Origin of the sequence: Sphaerochaeta sp. S2, from assembly GCF_016406725.1 — a bacterium.
In the GTDB taxonomy this organism is placed as follows: Bacteria; Spirochaetota; Spirochaetia; order Sphaerochaetales; family Sphaerochaetaceae; genus Sphaerochaeta.
The window spans coordinates 1-18,727 of the sequence record NZ_JAEKNT010000460.1 but is presented as its reverse complement, the minus strand read 5'-3'; the positions used below and the strand labels follow the sequence as shown (position 1 = coordinate 18,727).

21 protein-coding genes and 1 tRNA gene are annotated in these 18,727 nt (G+C 49.2%); 5 read left to right on the top strand and 17 right to left on the bottom strand.

Annotated features, from left to right (window positions below; all coding sequences use genetic code 11):
- Nucleotides 1-147: 147 nt before the first annotated feature.
- From JF818_RS13290 to JF818_RS13280, 3 genes are all read left to right on the top strand, one after another.
- Nucleotides 148-633 (top strand): MATE family efflux transporter, encoded by a 486-nt coding sequence (locus tag JF818_RS13290; protein WP_198892467.1) that lies wholly within the window; start codon nucleotides 148-150, stop codon nucleotides 631-633.
- 75 nt (nucleotides 634-708) lie between these two features.
- Nucleotides 709-1,098, top strand: a complete 390-nt coding sequence (locus JF818_RS13285; RefSeq protein WP_198892466.1) for an MFS transporter — start codon at nucleotides 709-711, stop codon at nucleotides 1,096-1,098.
- Nucleotides 1,074-1,859 carry an MFS transporter gene (locus JF818_RS13280; RefSeq protein WP_198892465.1) on the top strand — a complete coding sequence of 262 codons (786 nt, stop codon included), beginning with the start codon at nucleotides 1,074-1,076 and terminating at the stop codon, nucleotides 1,857-1,859. Before JF818_RS13285 ends, JF818_RS13280 begins: the two co-directional genes overlap by 25 nt.
- Here the strand turns inward: JF818_RS13280 and JF818_RS13275 are convergent.
- The 14 genes from JF818_RS13275 to JF818_RS13210 form a co-directional block, all read right to left on the bottom strand.
- Complete coding sequence (locus JF818_RS13275; protein WP_198892464.1) at nucleotides 1,837-3,189, bottom strand: phosphodiester glycosidase family protein; 1,353 nt, start codon at nucleotides 3,187-3,189, stop codon at nucleotides 1,837-1,839. The two genes, JF818_RS13280 and JF818_RS13275, sit on opposite strands and share 23 nt — an antisense overlap.
- 1 nt (nucleotide 3,190) lies before the next feature.
- A complete protein-coding gene (locus tag JF818_RS13270; RefSeq protein WP_233067839.1) occupies nucleotides 3,191-4,027 on the bottom strand; it encodes a carbohydrate ABC transporter permease in 837 nt (278 codons plus the stop codon).
- Between the two features lie 11 nt (nucleotides 4,028-4,038).
- Nucleotides 4,039-4,926 (bottom strand): carbohydrate ABC transporter permease, encoded by an 888-nt coding sequence (locus JF818_RS13265; RefSeq protein ID WP_198892462.1) that lies wholly within the window; start codon nucleotides 4,924-4,926, stop codon nucleotides 4,039-4,041.
- 69 nt (nucleotides 4,927-4,995) lie between these two features.
- Entirely contained in the window at nucleotides 4,996-6,312 is a 1,317-nt protein-coding gene (locus JF818_RS13260; protein ID WP_198892461.1) for a sugar ABC transporter substrate-binding protein, read from the bottom strand.
- A 212-nt stretch (nucleotides 6,313-6,524) separates the two neighbouring features.
- Nucleotides 6,525-6,597, bottom strand: a tRNA-Ala gene (locus JF818_RS13255).
- Nucleotides 6,598-6,636: 39 nt separating this feature from the next.
- Nucleotides 6,637-8,241 carry a CTP synthase gene (locus JF818_RS13250; protein WP_198892460.1) on the bottom strand — a complete coding sequence of 535 codons (1,605 nt, stop codon included), beginning with the start codon at nucleotides 8,239-8,241 and terminating at the stop codon, nucleotides 6,637-6,639.
- Between the two features lie 26 nt (nucleotides 8,242-8,267).
- The gene (locus JF818_RS13245; protein ID WP_198892459.1) at nucleotides 8,268-8,840 is read right to left on the bottom strand and encodes an ANTAR domain-containing response regulator; all 573 of its coding nucleotides are present in this window, start codon (nucleotides 8,838-8,840) and stop codon (nucleotides 8,268-8,270) included.
- Between the two features lie 11 nt (nucleotides 8,841-8,851).
- Nucleotides 8,852-10,132, bottom strand: a complete 1,281-nt coding sequence (locus JF818_RS13240) for a glutamine synthetase family protein (RefSeq protein WP_198892458.1) — start codon at nucleotides 10,130-10,132, stop codon at nucleotides 8,852-8,854.
- Nucleotides 10,133-10,151: 19 nt separating this feature from the next.
- Nucleotides 10,152-10,877, bottom strand: coding sequence for a glutamate synthase (locus JF818_RS13235; RefSeq protein WP_198892457.1), 726 nt, complete (start codon nucleotides 10,875-10,877; stop codon nucleotides 10,152-10,154).
- A complete protein-coding gene (locus tag JF818_RS13230) occupies nucleotides 10,874-12,106 on the bottom strand; it encodes an NAD(P)/FAD-dependent oxidoreductase (protein ID WP_198892456.1) in 1,233 nt (410 codons plus the stop codon). Before JF818_RS13230 ends, JF818_RS13235 begins: the two co-directional genes overlap by 4 nt.
- Nucleotide 12,107: 1 nt before the next feature.
- The gene (locus JF818_RS13225; protein WP_198892455.1) at nucleotides 12,108-12,536 is read right to left on the bottom strand and encodes a 4Fe-4S dicluster domain-containing protein; all 429 of its coding nucleotides are present in this window, start codon (nucleotides 12,534-12,536) and stop codon (nucleotides 12,108-12,110) included.
- Nucleotides 12,537-12,545: 9 nt separating this feature from the next.
- Nucleotides 12,546-14,051, bottom strand: a complete 1,506-nt coding sequence (locus JF818_RS13220; protein ID WP_198892454.1) for a glutamate synthase-related protein — start codon at nucleotides 14,049-14,051, stop codon at nucleotides 12,546-12,548.
- Nucleotides 14,020-15,168 (bottom strand): glutamine amidotransferase family protein, encoded by a 1,149-nt coding sequence (locus tag JF818_RS13215; RefSeq protein ID WP_198892453.1) that lies wholly within the window; start codon nucleotides 15,166-15,168, stop codon nucleotides 14,020-14,022. Before JF818_RS13215 ends, JF818_RS13220 begins: the two co-directional genes overlap by 32 nt.
- A 368-nt stretch (nucleotides 15,169-15,536) precedes the next feature.
- Nucleotides 15,537-15,698, bottom strand: a complete 162-nt coding sequence (locus JF818_RS13210; RefSeq protein ID WP_198892452.1) for a hypothetical protein — start codon at nucleotides 15,696-15,698, stop codon at nucleotides 15,537-15,539.
- A gap of 58 nt (nucleotides 15,699-15,756) precedes the next feature.
- Between JF818_RS13210 and JF818_RS13205 the strand changes: the two genes are divergently transcribed.
- The gene (locus JF818_RS13205) at nucleotides 15,757-16,869 is read left to right on the top strand and encodes a Fic family protein (RefSeq protein ID WP_198892451.1); all 1,113 of its coding nucleotides are present in this window, start codon (nucleotides 15,757-15,759) and stop codon (nucleotides 16,867-16,869) included.
- Between the two features lie 130 nt (nucleotides 16,870-16,999).
- On the opposite strand, the gene JF818_RS13200 is transcribed toward JF818_RS13205, so the two are convergent.
- The 3 genes from JF818_RS13200 to JF818_RS13190 all read right to left on the bottom strand — a co-directional run bounded on the left by JF818_RS13200 (nucleotide 17,000) and on the right by JF818_RS13190 (nucleotide 17,976).
- Complete coding sequence (locus tag JF818_RS13200; protein WP_198892450.1) at nucleotides 17,000-17,230, bottom strand: hypothetical protein; 231 nt, start codon at nucleotides 17,228-17,230, stop codon at nucleotides 17,000-17,002.
- Entirely contained in the window at nucleotides 17,227-17,646 is a 420-nt protein-coding gene (locus JF818_RS13195) for an ester cyclase (protein ID WP_198892449.1), read from the bottom strand. Before JF818_RS13195 ends, JF818_RS13200 begins: the two co-directional genes overlap by 4 nt.
- 84 nt (nucleotides 17,647-17,730) lie before the next feature.
- Nucleotides 17,731-17,976: a hypothetical protein gene (locus JF818_RS13190; RefSeq protein WP_198892448.1), complete on the bottom strand. Its 246-nt coding sequence runs from the start codon at nucleotides 17,974-17,976 to the stop codon at nucleotides 17,731-17,733.
- Between the two features lie 59 nt (nucleotides 17,977-18,035).
- On the opposite strand from JF818_RS13190, the gene JF818_RS13185 reads away from it, so the two are divergent.
- Nucleotides 18,036-18,656 (top strand): HAD-IA family hydrolase, encoded by a 621-nt coding sequence (locus tag JF818_RS13185; RefSeq protein ID WP_198892447.1) that lies wholly within the window; start codon nucleotides 18,036-18,038, stop codon nucleotides 18,654-18,656.
- Nucleotides 18,657-18,727: the final 71 nt, after the last annotated feature.

Here is an 18,727-nt window from a genome sequence, read left to right as displayed (position 1 = left end):
TGCCCTCAGTTATACAATTATGATATTGTTATTATATAACATTTGGCAAAAAGAGTCTTAATTTATTGCAAATAATACAATTAAATATGACTTGAGGGGTTGCTCAAACCTCAGGTTTTCTTAAGTTGTGAACATTGGTTTTTCAATATGCCGATCTCAGGTATTGTCCAGGGATTCCAGCCAATCGTAGGCTACCATGCAGGAGCTAGGAGAAATGAAGAGGTCATTCGGGTACTCAAGGCCTCCCTACTTGTTACCTTTCTCATTGGATGTTTCTTTCTGCTGCTCGTTACCCTGTTTCCTGGCATCTTTCTTCGCCTCTTTACCAAGGATGAGCAATTGCTGGAAAGGGCAGTGCCGGCGGCCAGATTGCTGTTGGCCAGTCTGCCGTTCTTGGGGATGCAAAGTGTAGGAACGGCCTTTTTCCAGGCGATCGGGAAGGCCTTACCGGCACTCGTACTCTGGATAGGAAGGCAGTTTGTTCTCTTGATTCCCCTGATCTTGCTGCTTGGAAGCTACCTCGGAGCAAAGGGAATCTATCTTGCCTTCCCCATTGCTGACTTTCTCTCTGCTCTGTTTATTCTGTATCTGGTCTTTCGCCATCTCCATCAGGGAGCATACAGTACCACGTAAGAAATTGGCCATGATGCTTGCACCATCTAGACAAAATTTTTATACTGCCTAAAAATTTTTTCTTAAGGAGTGCCGATGCACAACCGTTGGATTGTCCTGATTGCCGGACTGATTATGCAAACCATATTGGGGGGAATCTATGCTTGGAGTACCCTTACCCCATGGCTTGCAGAGAGTTATGGTATCAGCAACGGGGAGAGTGGGTTTGTATTCGGTTTGAGCATTGCTGTCTTTACCTTGGTCATGGTGTACTCCGGACACTTATTGGCCAGGAAAGGGCCAAGGCTTCCTGCCCTCATTGGTGCGCTCCTCTATATGGCAGGGTATTTCCTAGCCTCCCGTTCCCACGGTTCCTTTCCCCTCTTATTGCTTGCAGTAGGAGTTGTCGCTGGTTCTGGAATTGGCTTTGCTTATGTGGTTCCCCTCTCGGTTGGGATGCAGTGGTTTCCTCGCCAAAGGGATTGATCACCGGACTCTCTGTTGGAGGGTTTGGAGGAGGGGCCATCATTCTTTCTTCCATCATTGAGGCAGGTAAGCTCTCCGGTCTTTCCCTGGATCGTTTCTTCCTCTTCTATAGTCTTGTCAGTGGATCGCTGCTCTTCCTTGCCGCGCTGTTGCTCTCTTCCCCCCCCGCGACCACAGGAAAGAAGTCAGGGGATATGCAAGCACATCAAGCCCATTCTGAGAAGCCTATGGTGCTCAGTATCCTCGGGATGTTCAGTGGAACCTTCGCTGGATTGCTGCTTGTAGGCAACCTTGCTCCCTATGCTCTTTCCAAGGGTCTTGCTGAGGAGATGACCGTGCTTTCGGTTGTCCTGTTCTCGCTTGGGAACCTGAGCGGTAGGATTATATGGGGACATATCTTTGACAGGACAGGGTATCGTATTATTCCCTGGTCACTCCTGCTCGCTTCTCTCTTCTATGTACTGATACGAGTTGCATCGGGTAGCTTGCTATTTCTGGTAAGCGTACTTGTCCTGGGCTTCTTGTTTGGCTCACAGTTTGTACTTTATGCAGGGTATCTCTCCAAGACCTATGGGGTAACAGCATTTTCCAAGCGCTACCCCTTGGTTTTCCTCTCATACGGACTTGCCGGTATCATTGCTCCTGGCATTGGTGGTTGGATTGCTGATACCACTGGTTCCTACAATACGGCGATCATGCTCTGTTTGGTGCTGTTGTCTATCTCTGGGCTGGTTCTGATTACTGCGAACAGGAAGCGCTAAAGACCAGCGCAAGGGGGACTGGACGTTCAGCTTCGCAGTTGTCCTCATATCGATCGGCAATCTTCAGGTATCTTTTTCCTTCATAGATAATCTGTGACGACCCTCCACCATCAAGGTTGATGATCTCCTGGTAGTGTTGTCGGTCACAAAACTGTGCCAACTCAAGCAAGGAAGCCCCTGAGCTCTCCTTTCCTCTCTTATAATCTCGTTTGCTTGCTCCTTCAGCCCACACCAGTACGGGCTCTCCCTCTCTATTTGTTCCCAGGGCGATACGAGCAGCCCGAGCTGATGAGAACGGCAGTGGATAGACGGTTGGTGGAAAGGAAGTCTCAGCAACGAGTGGATTAAAAAAAGGACAGCAGAGAGAGTCGACCATACTCGATTCCCTCATCATAGGTGGTCCTACTTGTATGCCGAACTGGTATGCCTCTAATCCAAGATACCGGACAGAGGGCTCATGAACTGCGATATCTTCACGCAAGCTGAGGACAAAACCAGCCATTGGCACTCTCGTATTTCCTCCCTGCTTTACCGCTACAACCGTATTACCGGTAATGACAATATCGGTACCACCACTACTTGGTGTGATACAGGTTTCGGGGCGGAAGTAAAAGATTGCATTTCTTTCATGTCGGTACTGCACAGAGTCGATTTCCACCACCAAATCAGTCAGTTCAACCTGTGTCGTGTGGCTGATCCCTGCTCTATCCACCAAGAGGCAAGGCCGATGGTTCAGTGGTGGATTGAGTACCACTCCATCCTTGAGCGCTAGGCCGTGGGGGGTACCAAGTTCACAGAAGGGGGAGTCGAGGTCTGTGGGATCCATCAGGAAAAAATGGGAGTTTACGACGAGGGGAGAGTCAAGGGAAGAGGGAAATCCTACCTTCCCATCAATGGGGATGAAGGTAATCTCATCCTTTTTACCCGAAACCATCTCAAGGTGATGCTCTCTCTCCAGCTGGTTAAGGAACAGCCTGACAGAAGTATCCTTGCTTATCCATGCTCCATCCTTGTAGAGACTACCCTCATCTGCAAGCTTCTGGAGCTGCACTTTGGCGGTGATGTTCCTGGAGAAAAACCACGTATCTTCAATATGAGGAGAAAAAGGAAGATCGATATTCTCAGGTACATGGAAGAAGACCAGTCTGCCATAGGCGGAGGGGTCTTTCTCCACGATGTTGAGCCGGTAAAGCCTTGCGATCTCCCTGATTGATCCTGCATCGAAACCAGGAGAGACGAACTGCAAGTTTTTCCATGCAAACTCTTCCACGACCTGGAAACGTTGTATTTCCTTGTTTTGATGGGTCTCAGTAATGATGGTGTTTCTCATGCTACCCCTTGATGCCTGTGTTCATGGTGCTCTCGATGATGTACCGTTGGCTGAATGCGAAGATGATGAGCAGGGGAAGAACGGAGAGTACACTTCCAGCTAGAAGTAGGTTCCATTTGACACCATACTGGTTCTGGAACTGGGAGAGGGCAATGGTCACAGTATAGAGTTTCCTACTCGAGATATAGAGCATGGGGCGTAGCAAATCGTTCCAGTTGTTCATGAATGCGATGATGAAGAGGGTGGCGATAGGACTGGAGGCTTGGGGTAGGTAGATGCGTGCAAACATCTGGTAGGCATTCACCCCATCTATGATCCCTGCATCAAAAAGCGGGCGGGGCACTTGGGCAAAGAACTCCTTGAGCATAAAGGTCCCAAAGGCTCCAGCAAGGAAAGAGGGTACGATCAAGGGGAGATAGGTGTCCATCCAGTTGAGTTTGAGAAAGAGATAATACTCGGGGATAATGGTTACCTGAACGGGGATCATGAGCGTAAAGATCAGGAGGGAGAAAATGAGATTCTTTCCCTTGAAGTGCATGGTTGATAGCGCGAATCCTGCAAGTGAACAGACCAGTATCTGTCCAAATGCTGCCAATGCATACACCCAGAGACTGTTGATGGTGTATCTGCCGAAGTTGTACTGGGTGAAGACTTCCTTGTAATTATCGAGCACCTGGTCGGTGAAGAGAAGGTCGGGGATGAATTTCGGGGGTACGGAGAAGATGTTCTTCTCCGACATGAATGAGTTGGAGACCATCCAGAGGAAGGGGAAGATATAGAGAATCGCAACAACGGCGATCAGGAGGAGACGATATCGGTCTGCGTTTTTTTGTTTCATCGTCATTCTCCTCAATCCAAGTTCTGGACAAGATGCTTCTTGATGTAGAAGTTGAAAAGGGTCATCAGTCCTACGAATATCAGAAGGATGTAGGCAATCGCTGAGGCATAGCCTACCCGGTAGTAGACGAAAGCATTGAGGTAGACATCATAAACCAGGGTGTTGCTCGCGTTCTGTGGACCTCCCTTGGTCATGGCATAAATCAGCTCGAAGTTCTTGAACGAGTCAATGATGGTGATGGTGAGTACGAAAAACAGGGTTGGCATCAGCATGGGGAGGGTAATCCTGAAGAAACTCTGGAATGCATTGGCCCCATCAACTCTTGCTGATTCAAGCGTATCTCTGTTGATACCCTGCAAACCGGCGAGGAAGATGATCATATAGTAGCCGCTCATCTTCCAGACCTGCACTGAGGCAACGGTATTCAGGGCAAGCTTGGTATCCCCAAGCCAGTAGGGTGGGGTCAGCCCTATTGCTTCAATGAGGTTGTTCACCAACCCATAGGTGGGGCCGAGCATCCAGTTCCAGATGATCCCCACTGCTACAGCAGAGGTTACCACGGGGAGATAGATGGCTGAGCGGAAGAAGGAAATTCCCTTGATCCGTACATTGATAAGGACGGCAAGGGCAAGTCCACAGACAATGGATCCAACAACGTAGATCAAGGAGAACTGCAAGGTATTCACCACAATTCCGATGAACTCCTCACTGGAGAGTAACTCTTGATAATTCCCAAGCTTGATGAATGCAGGGGAGCTCAAGAGATTCCAATCGGTAAAGCTGAGGTAGAGGGAAGAGACGATAGGGATAAGACGGAATACCAGAATGCCGATTACGGTGGGGATGATGAACACCCAGGGAGTGAGCTTGCTGTGCCATCGGTATGGGGGGTGGGTCATGTACTCTTCCTCACTAGTGAGACTGGTTGTCCGGTATTCCAGACAACCAGCTCATACATACACTGTACGTTACTTATAATACCGCTTCAAGACAGAGTTGATGTTCTCTGTTCCCTTCTTGAAAGCCTCGTCAAAGCTCATATGGCTGTTGATGATTGCATCAATGGTACCGTTGAGCCCAAGAGACTCAGAGCCACCATATCCTCTCCATTCACTCCACCCCATGGTGTAGCTGGTGGTCATTGGGCCGCTCGCATGTTCTCTGAGGAGGTTCATCTCTTCTCCTGGCTGTTTGCTGGGATCGGCAAACAGGGGATCTTCTGCAAGTTTCTTTGCAGAGGGAATCTTTCCTGCCATGTATACATCCAGGTTGATTCCCTCTCCTGCAACGTACTTGGCAAACTTCCAAGCCATTTCAGGATGTTTGGTGTTTGGTGCCAGGGCATAGCTGTCTGGCCATCCATAGGTAAGATTGCTTGGTCCTGCAGGTCCACTGGGAACCCGTGCAATGCCCCATCGCATGTCATCGCCTACATTCTTTCGGAGTGTATCGACGAACCAGGAGCCATCGACCCACATTGCTGCCACTCCCTGGCTGAATACATCCTGCTGTTGGAAGCTGGTCATGTCCTTCTGGGGTGGGGCAACCTTGTCAACGAGAACAAGGTCAGTCAGCATCTTGATGGCATCCATGGCATTCTTGTCAGGATTGAACTGCATGGAGTTCTTATCAATGAGTTTTCCATTGTTTGCATAGACCCAAGGCTCTATGTGCGCATAGCGGCCATAGAACCAGTGTCCCCACTGGTCGGTTTTTCCGTCCCCGTTCTTGTCGATGGTGAGCTGCTTGGCTGCTTTCTTGAAGTCATCCCAGGTCCAGTCATCACTCGGGTAGGCAACCCCGGCTGCGTCGAATGCATCCTTATTGTAATAGAGCACCGTGGTGACCAATGCAAAGGGAATGGAGTAGTAACTCTCTGTGTTGCTGATCTCTTTACTGGTATCGAAAATGGACTGATAGAAGTTTGTGAAGGTATCGTCATTCTTGATAAAGGAATCAAGATTGTACAAAAGACCTGCCTTCGCCCACTCCTCAATGTACCCAGAGCTCATCGTGAAGACATCAGGAAGTTTGTTCTGGTTGGCCTGAATACGGATCTTGGTCCAATACTCCTTGGTTCCCACTATGGTGTTATTGATTGTAACCCCAGGGTTGGCCGCCTCGAAGGAGCTGATGATCTGCTCGTTCTGTTCAAGCAGCTCAGGATCCCATGTCCACCACTCCAATGTGATTTCTTCTGTCTCAGCCTTGGTTTCTGCACCACCTGCTGCAAACAGGAGACCCAATGCAAGAAGGACTACCAATGTCATCAGTAGTTTTTTCATCGCGACACTCCTTTCTCTGTAAACGAAATCCTAACCAAGCTTGCTTTCAAGATGGTGGGGGATGTATTGGGTCTCTCATTCCATCCTGTGTTGCAAGTAGTTGCATTTTACCATTGTATATTCAAAAAGGCAATCGTGAAATGGTGAGGGAGAACGGTTTTTGCTCCGGGAAGATACAACAAACCCGCCTCTTAAGAGACGGGTCTGTATGCTGGAGCCAAAGGGACTCGAACCCTCTACCTACTGATTGCGAACCAGTCGCTCTACCAGATGAGCTATGGCCCCTGAACGCATACACAAAATTATCGCAGAGAAGGCAAACTGTCAACTCTGCTGTCCGAGGGATGCGGCAATGAAGCCACTGAAAAGCGGGTGTGGACGGTTTGGTCTGCTCTTGAACTCGGGGTGGTATTGCACTCCGATGAAGAACGGATGGGATGAGAGCTCCACAGCCTCAACCAAGGTTTCGTCAGGACTGGTGCCACTGATAATAAGGCCTTTTTCCTGAAGGATTTCCCTGAACTCATTGTTGAACTCATAGCGATGCCGGTGGCGCTCTCCGATACTCTCAGATTCCTTGTATACCTTGCTCATGAGTGTATTCGGTTTCACCATACAGGGGTAGGTACCGAGGCGCATGGTACCTCCCTTGGGGATGTTACCCCGCTGGTCTGGCATCAGGGCGATAACCGGATGCTTGGAATCGGGTGCAAATTCAGATGAGTGTGCGTCAATGAACCCTACCACATGGCGGGCAAATTCTATGACGGCGATTTGCATCCCGAGACAGATTCCAAGGTAGGGGATTCTTTGTTCCCTGGCATACCGGGCTGCAAGTATTTTTCCTTCAATGCCCCGGTCTCCGAAGCCTCCAGGAACGAGGATTCCATCCGCTTCACACAGGAGTTTCTCTACCGTATCCTTGGTCACCTCCTCACTGTCCACCCAGTCTATCTGAACCTCGGCTCCATGTTCCCACCCACCATGCTTGAGCGCTTCCATCACACTGAGATAGGCATCATGTAGTTGGATATATTTTCCAACCAAGGCGATACGGACATGTTTCTTTGCACCTTCGATACGCTTCAGCATTGTCTTCCATTCAGAGAGGTCTGGCTCCCTGGTTTCCAGCTTCAGCTCCCTGCAGACAATCTCATCGAGTTTTTCGGCTCTCAGCATCATCGGAGCCTCATAGAGTACCGGTACCGTTTTGTTCTCGATGACACAATCGCGCTTTACATTGCAGAAAAGAGCAATCTTGTCCTTGATGCTCTCCTCCAGTGGTTCATCACTACGTGTCACAATGATATCGGGGAAGATACCACTTGCCATCAACTCTTTCACCGAGTGCTGGGTTGGTTTGCTCTTATGTTCTGCGCTGCTTTTCAGGTAGGGAACCAGGGTTACGTGGATGAAAATACAGTTGTCTTGTCCTACCTCATGCCCTATCTGTCTGATGGCCTCCAGGAAGGGTTGGCTCTCGATATCACCAGTGGTTCCCCCGATTTCGGTAATGATTACCTCGGCATCGGTCTTTCGGTCCAGTGCGTAGATTGCCTCTTTTATCTCCGTGGTTACATGGGGTATGATCTGGACGGTGGATCCCAAGTAGGCCCCACTGCGTTCCTTGCTCAGTACGTTCCAGTACACCCTACCGCTGGTTAGGTTGCTGTACTTGTTCAGGTCCTCATCAATGAATCTCTCGTAGTGTCCAAGGTCGAGGTCGGTCTCTGAGCCATCCTCGGTCACGAAGACCTCCCCATGTTGGTAAGGACTCATTGTTCCAGGGTCCACGTTCATGTAGGGGTCGAGCTTCTGGGCTGCAATCTTCAGTCCTCTTGCTTTCAAGAGTCTTCCCAGTGATGCTGCAGTAATACCTTTACCGAGGCCCGAAACGACCCCGCCCGTCACAAAAATGTGTTTGGCCATATATATCATTCTCCTTGTCTCTTGTTTCACATCTGGTAGGTCTTCAGTAGGGAGAGAGCAACGGCATACCGACTTTTGCGCAGATCCATCGCCTGCTTTTCCATGTAACGGTGTGCTTGTTGCTCATCCATGCCAAGGTTTTCGATCAAGACCCATTTCGCCTTGTCGATGATCTTGATCTCTTCAATCTTCTTGTGGAGTTTCTCATTCTCTGTATGCATTGCTGTCAGCCGACGACGCATTGATCGTGCGAGGCTGAGGGCTTGGAAGAACATCTGGCGGATCACCGGCTTGCTGACCACAAGCACCCCTTGCTCGGAGAAGAGTGCTTCCGACTGTTCAAAGTACTGGTTCCGTACTACAAGGATGGATCCTGCCAGACTCTGTTGTACTACCATGACGGCCAGTTCCTCTCCTGATTCATCCAGCAGAGGAGCATTGATGACCACCAAGTCGAGTTCCTGGTCGAGTACTAGCCGCCGTGCCTCTCCTGCGCTCAGACAGTGAAGGAGCTCAATGGAACGGTCATGCTCTCGCATAAGCGAACACAATGAGTCACATCCTTTCTGTGTTGATGATACAACCAGCGCTCGAAGCATGGACACTCCTTTTACGTCGTCAGGAAATAAGCTTTTCGACTCGCTTCAAACGGGTCTACAGCCGTCTCATAGGACCTCCACTCCGCTCCTTTTGCATCAAGAAAGCAGGTGAGCAGACGATCGGGGATTATTGATCGTACAAAATCGCTATGCTTCGCCAGCTCCATGGCTTCAGCCAAGGAGGAGGGGAGCATACGACCTGTCTGCTTCTGGTACGCTGACCCCTGGTACTCTTCCTCGAGGGCAAGATTCCCCCTAATTCCTTCCAAGGCAGCACTCAGCAACAAGGTGATGGCAAGGTACGGGTTACAGGCAGGGTCAGCTGAACGTACCTCAATCCTGCGGTATTCCCCACTGGTGTAGGGAATACGGATAAGCAGGGAACGGTTTGCCCGGCCCCATCCCACATACTTGGGAGCTTCGAAAGAACCGAGGCGCTCAAAGGAGTTTGCAAGTGGATTGAGAAAGAGGGAGATCTCCTGGATCCTGTTCAGGATTCCAGCGCTCATCGCCGTCTCAAGCTTGCTGTACTGCTCTCCCTCTGCCTTGATGGACAGGTTGAAATGCAGTCCGCTTCCACTCTCTCCCTGCAATGGTTTGGGGAGGAATGAAGCGAACAAGCCACTACGGTCTGAGATGGTCTTTACGACTGATTTGAACGTGATGAAGTCGTCTGCCGCCTCAACAGGGGTTCCGTACTTGAAATCAATCTCATTCTGACCTGGTCCTGACTCATGATGACTGCGTTCGGTGTAGAAGCCCATCTGCTCAAGGGTCAGGCAGATCTCCCTTCGCACATTCTCCCCCTTGTCCAAGGGAGCAACATCAAGGTAGGTCCCTTCGTCCAAGGGTTGGTAGGTCGGCCTGCCGTTTTCATCGGTCTTGAAAAGATAGAACTCACACTCAGGTCCCACGCCAAAGGAGTAGCCCTGCAAAGAGGCTTTTCTCACTGTCTCTTGCAAGAGGGAGCGTGTGTCTCCCTCGAAGAGGGTTCCATCGGGTTTTTTGATCGAGCAGAAGAACCGCACCACACGGCCCTGGGCTGGACGCCAAGGGAGAATGGAGAGGGTAGCAGGGTCGGGAAAGAGCAATAGGTCGCTCTCTTCAACTTCAAGGAATCCTTTCACCGAGGATGCGTCAAAACTGATGCCACTGGAAAAAGCCCGCTCCAGCTCACTTGCCGAAATGGAAATATTCTTGATCTGTCCGAAAATATCGCAGAATACCAGTCGGGCGAACCGAACATCCTGTTCCTTGATGAACTGCATCACCTCTTGGTGGGTATTACTCATCATCCTTCTCCTCCCTCTGTCATACATGGGTATACATCATCCGATAGGGTGTGGTGCTGTTTGCACTCAGTACAAAAAAATGGGATGCAAGCAACTGTTTTTTGTCAAACTCGAATAGGGTACAGTACTCATCCAGAAGATTGGAAAGAAGTGCTTTATCTTCTTCATCGGCATCGCGTACTGCAACCTGTGGTGGCAACCCCTGAGGAAGTGTATCACAGCGTAAATAGATTGCGCCACCATGCATCCCCGTCCCACAGAAATAACCTACTGGAGCTTTACCCTCTTGGTTCCTTCCCAGAACAATGATGGTTCCCCCTGCCTGATATTCACCAAGAAAGCTGCCTGCCCGCTCTCCTATGATCAGTAGTGGTTGCTTCTCCTCAAACGCCTTCATGTGGATGCCACAGCGGTACCCTGCACTGTCACGGATATAGAGTTTTCCCCCGCGCATTGCATACCCTGTCCCATCGCCTGAGGAGCCATGTATTATAATGGCTCCCTCATTCATGGTATCGCCTGTTGCATCCTGTGCATTGCCATTCACGATAAGTGTAGCACCATCGAGATAGGAACCAAGACCATTGCCTGCTGTACCGTTGATGGTGATGATCTTATCCTTCTGGGCACAGCCGATGTAGCGCTGACCGGTCACAGAGGAGAGTGTGAACTGCTTTGCCTTGCTCTCGCGTATTTGTTCATTGAGATGCCGGTACTCCATCATCCCTACGTCTATCTGCTTCATTGTGCCCTCCCTAACTGTTCACTTCTCACCTTCTGTGCAAAAGCCATCAAGGCTGGTTGTTCGCTGATCATGGCAAAATCGAGTGTTCTGAGGTCTGTTCTGCTTCTGATCAGATCAGTGTAGATGCCCCCGCGTGAGACCTGGTCCCCTATCAGGATGCATCCAACCAGGTGATTGTCCTTGATGAAGAGCCGCTTATATCCGCTCTCTGTGGTAAAGAGGAGATCCTCACCCTCATACATCCCGGCTGTGATGATATGCAAGCCAAAGAAACCTATCGCATTCATGGCAATGGCATTTTCAAAGCGTTGCTCATTTCCAGTCATGGAGTACCCAGCACTCTCGCCCTGCATGTATGCATTCGGCAGCAAGGCAAGGTTTCGCCTCTCTCCACTTAGGAGTTCCCATCCTTCACTACAGTCCCCTCCGGCCCAAATATGTGCATCACTGGTTCGGCAAGTATGGTCAATAAGAATTCCCTTGTTTACTGCCAGTCCTGCATCCTTCGCCAATTGTATATTTGGCTTGACTCCAACTGCCATGACCAGGATATCGAAACCCACAACCTTGCCACTACTCAGGAGTGCCTCCTGGCCGCAAAATTCTCGTACACTGTCTTCAAGATGGAAACGAATTCCTGCTTGCTGAAGATGTGCTTGCACCCGAAGCGATCCTTCCTCATCAAGAATACTGGAAAGAATCCTCCCTGCCAAATCGACCACCGTTACTGATTGTACGCGCTCAAGAATTCCTTCGGCACACTTCAGTCCGATCAAACCGGCCCCGATGATAAGCACACTGCTCGTGGGATGCAGTTCTGCTTCAAGCTCCTTGGCATCAGACAAGGAGAGGAAGGTGTGTTTTTTCTCAACCTCTTCAAGATTTTTCATTGGAGGAATGAAGGGAAGAGAGCCTGTTGCGATCAGCAGCTTGTCATACTGCATAATAGAGCCGTCGTCCAAGGTGAGTAGTTGAGAATCTGCATCAATCTTCTCCACTTTTCTTCCTATAAGGAGACGGACACTATGTTTTTCATAGAAGCCTGCATCTCGGTAGGTCATCTTCTGCTCGTCAGTCTTTCCCTGGAGTAGGTAGGAGATGAGGGGTCGTGCATAGATGGGATGGTTCTCTTCCCCGATGACTGTAATGGACCCTTGTGAGTCATATTTCCTGATGGACTCAATGCAGCCTACACTGGTGATGGAATTCCCGATAATTACATATTGCATGCTAACGCTCCTCATAAACGATGGCCTGGTTCGGGCATCCTTGTACACAAACAGGGAGACCATGGCTGTTTGTGGCACAGAGTTCACACTTTTGCATCACTCCACTTTCACTTGGCATCAAGGCACCATAGGGACATGCCATGATGCAACTGTAGCAACCGACACACTTATCCTGGTCGATGACGATCAGACCATCCTTTTGGCTGATAGCTCCCGCAATGCAGCTCTTGAGGCAGAGTGGTTCGCTGCAGTGACGACAGTTAACGGCAAAACTGACGGTTCCTTTCTGTTCTACCTGTATCCTTGGATGTAAAGGTTTGTCCTTCAATGCCTGGACCATATCAAGGAGCCCGCTGTTGGCGTACGCACAGTAGTACTCGCAAAGATGGCAGGCTAAACACCACTGTTCATTGACATAGATTCTCTTCATCGATCCCTCCTATGCGCCGGCATGCTTGATGCCGAGGATTTGCAGCTCTGTTTCGTTCAGGCCAATGCCTCTGAGCATCAACCGGTTTCCTCTGAGCGCCTCGATGGAGTTGATCCCCATCCCTCCCATCATCTCCTTGAGTTCGTGGTTCCAGGCTGTGATTAGATTTACCAATCGTTCACTTCCAATCTCTGGATTGAGTCGTTTGACCAGCTCTGGGTTCTGGGTGGCAATTCCCCAGTTGCATTTTCCGCTATGACAGGTCCGGCAGAGGTGGCAACCAAGGGCAATGAGGGCACTGGTGGCTACATAGACCGCATCAGCACCGAGTGCTATGGCTTTCAGGACATCACTGCTGCTTCGGATCGATCCTCCTACCACCAGACTGACATTGCCACGTATTCCTTCCTGGCGCAGCCGCTCATCAACACTGGCCAAGGCCAATTCGATGGGTATGCCCACGTTGTCCCTTGTCCTTGCAGGGGCTGCTCCCGTTCCTCCTCTGAATCCATCGATTGCGATGATGTCTGCTCCACTGCGTGCAATACCGCTGGCGATTGCACTGATGTTGTGCACGGCTGCCACTTTTACGATGACCGGCTTGGTATAGGCTGTTGCCTCCTTGAGGGCAAAGACCAGCTGGCGGAGGTCTTCGATGGAGTAGATGTCATGGTGTGGTGCCGGGCTGATTGCATCACTATGGAGTGGGATCATGCGGGTCTTTGAGATATCCTCACCAATCTTTGAGCCGGGCAGGTGTCCCCCGATGCCGGGTTTTGCCCCCTGTCCCATCTTGATCTCTATTGCCGCACCGGCATTCAAATACCCCGGATGTACCCCGAATCTTCCGCTGGCTACCTGAACGATGGTGTTCTTCCCATACTGGTAGAAGTCCTCATGGAGGCCACCTTCCCCGGTGTTGTAGTAGATTCCGAGTTCTTGTGCTGCAAGTGCAAGGGACTTATGGGCATTATAGGAGATGGAACCATAGGACATGGCACTGAACATGACCGGGATTTCCAGTTTCAACTGGGGTGCGGTCTTGGTGATGATCCTTCCCTTCTCATCCCTGGTTATTGCCGATGCTTTCTGCCCGAGGTAGGTCCTGGTCTCCATTGGCTCTCTCAGAGGGTCGATGGAGGGGTTGGTTACCTGACTTGCGTTGACCAGTATCTTGTCCCAGTACACGGGATAATCCTTGGGAGTTCCCATCGAAGCTAGCAGTACTCCGCCGCTCTCTGCCTGGCGATAGATATCTTGTATTACCTCTCCCTTCCAGTTTGCATTCTCCTTGAAGATGTGGTCAGTCTTGACGATTTTCAGTGCATGGGTTGGGCAGAGGGATACACAGCGATGGCAGTTGACGCACTTGCTCTCATCAGCTTTCATGCGACCTGTTGCTTCATCAAAAGAGTGGACCTCATTTGCACATTGCCTTTCGCATACCCTGCAGGTGATGCATCTATCTTGGTTTCTTACTACTTCAAAGTCCGGATACAGGTAGTTGATGCTCATCTTGCCCTCCTTGCTGACTATCCAGGGTGACGATGACCGGCTTTCCTCCGCTTGGGTACCAAAGCCGGTCGGGTTCAGGGCAGATAACCCTGATAGCTGCTTCCTCACTTGCCAGGTAGACACGGTCGTCTTTCTCTGCAGCCACAAGGCTCCTGAGTTTGAGTCGGTCGTTGAGTGCCATCAACCCTCCGCTGAAGCCAAGGATAATGGAGAATGGACCGGTGATAAGCATGCTTGCAAAGGTGTTTCTCAAATAGGTGAATACCTCTCTCTCTTCCTGGGATTTTCCTTCAATGGTCGACCAGAAAGGAGCAGCAATAACATGGGCTACCTCTTCAAAACTCAAGCCTTGTTTTCTGTGGAGGTAGTCGATCATATAGGTGATGACCTCGGTGTCGGTCATCAGTGTGCAGGCGTAGCCGAACATCTCAATGAAGCGTCTGTTCGCGTCATAGCTCGATATTTCCCCATTGTGTACCACACTGTAGTCGAGCAGGCTGAAAGGGTGTGCTCCTCCCCACCATCCGGGAGTATTGGTCGGGTAGCGACCATGGACCGTCCAACTGTACCCTTCGTAGTCATCAAGGCGATAAAACTCCCCAACATCTTCAGGGTAGCCCACTGCCTTGAAGACACCCATGTTCTTTCCTGATGAAAAGACATAGGCTCCGTCAATCTCCTTGTTCACCTTGATCACACACCGTGAGGTATACTCTTTTTCATCCAACTGACTGGAGGCCAGTTTGGTAGGTAGCGGGGTGACGAAGTAGCGCCAGATAAGCGGCTCGTCAGTGATTGCGTGCTGCTTGGTGGTAGGGATCTTGGAGAGGTTGATGAGATCGAAGTGTTCTTCAAGGAATTCCTCACAGCTTCGTTTTGCCTCACTTGAGTAGTAGAAGACATGCAGCGCATAGAAGTCAGCATATTCAGGGTAGATGCCATAGCCGGCAAACCCTCCTCCCAGTCCATTCGAGCGGTCGTGCATGACAGCGATGGAGGATATGGCTTCTCGTCCAGAAAATCGTTTTCCGCTCCGTGATATGATGCCACTGATGGCACATCCACTGGGAATGCGGACCTCTCCCTCCAAAGGTGTTTTTTGATGGTAGCCGTTCATAGGGCGTCTCCTTGGATACGAAAAAAGGCGCCCATCACAGACACCTCACGTATGAGAGGTACCTCTGATGGACGCCTTTGTCCAATTGAATATGCCTTATCATAGCGAAAATGCATTTATTTGTCACGAGGGGAGGCGTTGGTAGGGAAAATGAAATTGCAACTGCTTGCAATAGAACCTGTTGTTTTTTGTTCATAGTCGTGATGGAGTTCTTTTTCAGGGGATATTCTGTAACCAGTTATGCTGCGATTGACCTTTTATCTCACCAGCACTCTATATAATCGGCAGTAGGGGGAGAGACAATTCTTCACAGACGAAATAGATCATATTCATGAAGTTACTCATGTTCTTGAAGCCTCTTGCTGCAGCTAAAGGCCTAGGGAACCTCGACGTGATGTAGCAACGATACTGGAAGAAATTGAGATAACTTCAGGTTTCTCCCGGGTATCATGGACCTTGCACACTCCTTCAACACCAAGGTAAGCGAACGTCGCCCCTTCAGCGAAGTCAACCTTGATATGGAGTTCCATGCATTGCATTTGCGTAGATTAGGTAGTACAATCTACGCAAATATTGCGGAGATTATATATGTATATCTATGAAAACCCTACATGGCCACATTTTACCTGGGATCAAGAAACCCTGCTTGAACCGCTCGCAAACACTACCTTTTTACAGGGAGAAGTCCTGGGTCGTATGAAAAGCCTTGGATTTGAACTGCAGAGAGAATCGAATTGGCATGTAGTTTCAGAGAACATTATCAGCTCCAGTGCCATTGAAGGTGAACACCTCAATTATGGACAAGTCCGCTCTTCGGTAGCCAGGCATCTGAACATACCGTACGCTCAATCAGAAATTTCCGACCATCATATCGACGGTATAGTATCCATGATGTTTGATGCCATAGAGAACTACAACACCCCGCTCACGCTGGAAAGACTCTTTGGCTGGCATGCCTCCCTTTTCCCTACAGGATTCAGTGGAATGAGAAGGATACGTGTTGGCCAGCTCAGAAGTGATGAAGAAGGACGTATGCAAGTTGTCTCGAGAAGTAATGGGCCAATGGAAATTGTGCACTTCCAAGCTCCCGAGGCTGAACGACTCCCCTATGAGCTTTCACAGTTCTTGTCGTGGATCAATACTCCGTCAAAGCAACACCCCATAGTACAAGCTGCAATTGCACACCTTTGGTTTATTACACTCCATCCATTTGATGATGGGAATGGAAGACTTGCAAGAGCCATCACTGATATGATGCTTTCCAGATCTGATGGTACAGGAAAACGTTTCTACAGTATGTCAGCACAAATCCAGAGGGAGAAAGAGAGCTATTATGCAATCCTTGAGAAAACACAGAAGGGCACACTTGATATTACAGGGTGGCTCCTTTGGTTCCTCGATTGCCTGTCACATGCAATAAAGGCATCAACGAGTACTGTAGATAGTGTACTGATCAAGGCAAGATTCTGGCAAGAGGCAGCCAAATACACGATAACAGAGACCCAAAGAAAGATGCTTTCACTGCTCTTGGATGATTTCAAGGGTAATTTGACATCATCAAAATGGGCAAAGATCTGTAAAGTATCACAAGATACAGCAATACGAGATATCAAGGATTTGGTACAAAAGAATCTTCTGGAACAGAAAGGACAGGGACGTAGTACGCACTATGTGTTGATACATCCGTCTGAAGAACTGTAAAAAAAGAAGGATCCTTTGTAGTAAGAATTCAGCCGATCTTGAACATAGACAAGCACACCCGATCCGATATGAATTCTCACATACTTGGCATGGCCAAAGAAGTGTATGATGTTGCCCCCCTTCCAGTGGGTCAGAACATGCTGTGATGCCATATAGGGGTCTCAATGGTAGGCTTGTGATTCCCGCAACTATAATTCTTGTTGGTTTTCTTGAAACTGTGGGCACATCTTGGTTGGAACGTCATCGATACTGAGTCTTTGGGTTCTTTCTCGATGCAAGATCGAATATCCTTTCTGATGCCGATGATGTAGTAGATGCTTCCATCAAAGCTGTACATTGTTCGTGTGACGTTATCAATCACACCGGCTGTATCAACCGGTTCTCCCAAAGCGTCTCAAACGTATTGACAGCCCCGCCGTGCTCAACGATTTTTCCATCAACCATTCGGTCGATGTCAACTCCGGTAAAGGTCAGCGTCTTCCCCGTAGGTTTGATGCCGATCCATGCTCCCTCGTGTTTTGCCTGCATGATGAATTCAGAAATGACATACTCCCCGTCACAGTGTTGACGGATGATGCGCATAGAGTAGTCGGGGTAAGTGACCCTGATCGCCTGAAGATGCTCTCTCATTCCGTCAATTCCACAGAGATTCTCTGTTTCTCCCACCCGAACCGTACAGGTATCAGCTATATAATCGTCCAACCTATCCAACTGATTTTGTGAAACCACCACTTCATAGAAGTACCGTATCCTGTCTTTCTGTTCCTCTGCAGTCATACCAGAACCCTCTCCGTGTCGGAGATTCTACACCGCACCAAAACAACAGTCGAGATCCATCCTGATTGAAGAGAAAATCATTGCTCACTTGGTAAAAGACTCTCCCTGCTGTTCGGATTTGGAGATGACTTCATCAAACCGAAGGCTTATGAGTTTCTGAATGGCAGAAAACTCTGAAGATGAGAGTTCGAACCCTTTCTCCTTGAGTGCTTTTTCTGAGTCCTGGATAAATCCTTCTCTGACATAGTTTATAATACCATAACTGTTCTTTCGCTGTTCATAGTGGGTAGCGCTACATAATCGGCAGTAGGGGGAGAGACAATTCTCCACAGACGAAATAGATCATATTCATGCAATTCGATTAGAATCATTACAAGAAGGGGATAAAGATGGGAACCATAGATGAGTTGGTCCAATTGGATTTGCCTGCAATGCAGGTGAAAGCGCTTGCTGTCGATTTTGGAGGAGTCATGAGTGACTTCATTGATAGGGATACACTTGGTCTTCTATCAGATATTGCTCAGGTGCCACTAGCAGTATTTGAAATTCCTTACTGGGAAAAGCGTGATAAGCTCGATTCAGGTGAATATGACGCAAATTCCTACTTTCATCAGGTGTTGGTAGATGCTCACAGTCCCCTAGGGGATGATGAAGAGACCTTGGAATTGCTTTTTACCATTGATATCCTGGGTTTTTCACATGTGCGGCCTAGGATGGTGAAGTGGGTACATGATATGCGTAGAAGGGGGATCAAGACAGTGCTGGTATCGAATATGGCCTCACAGACCTATGACCATCTGGTACACGGTGCGTACTGGGCAGAGGCATGCTTCGACCAATTTGTCATCTCTGGAATCCTGGGGGAAAACAAGCCCGAAGAGCCAATCTTTCGTCATACCATTGATCTTGTACAAACACCTCCCCGACACATTCTGTTCATTGATGATTCAGAGCCCAATATCAAGGCTGCCCAAGACATGGGTATGCAGACCTTTCTCTATCATCGATAACCATGGTTTGTGTCATGGTATCCGACACAAGTTTTGCAATAATGTCGAGTACACCTCCTGCAGGTCGTATA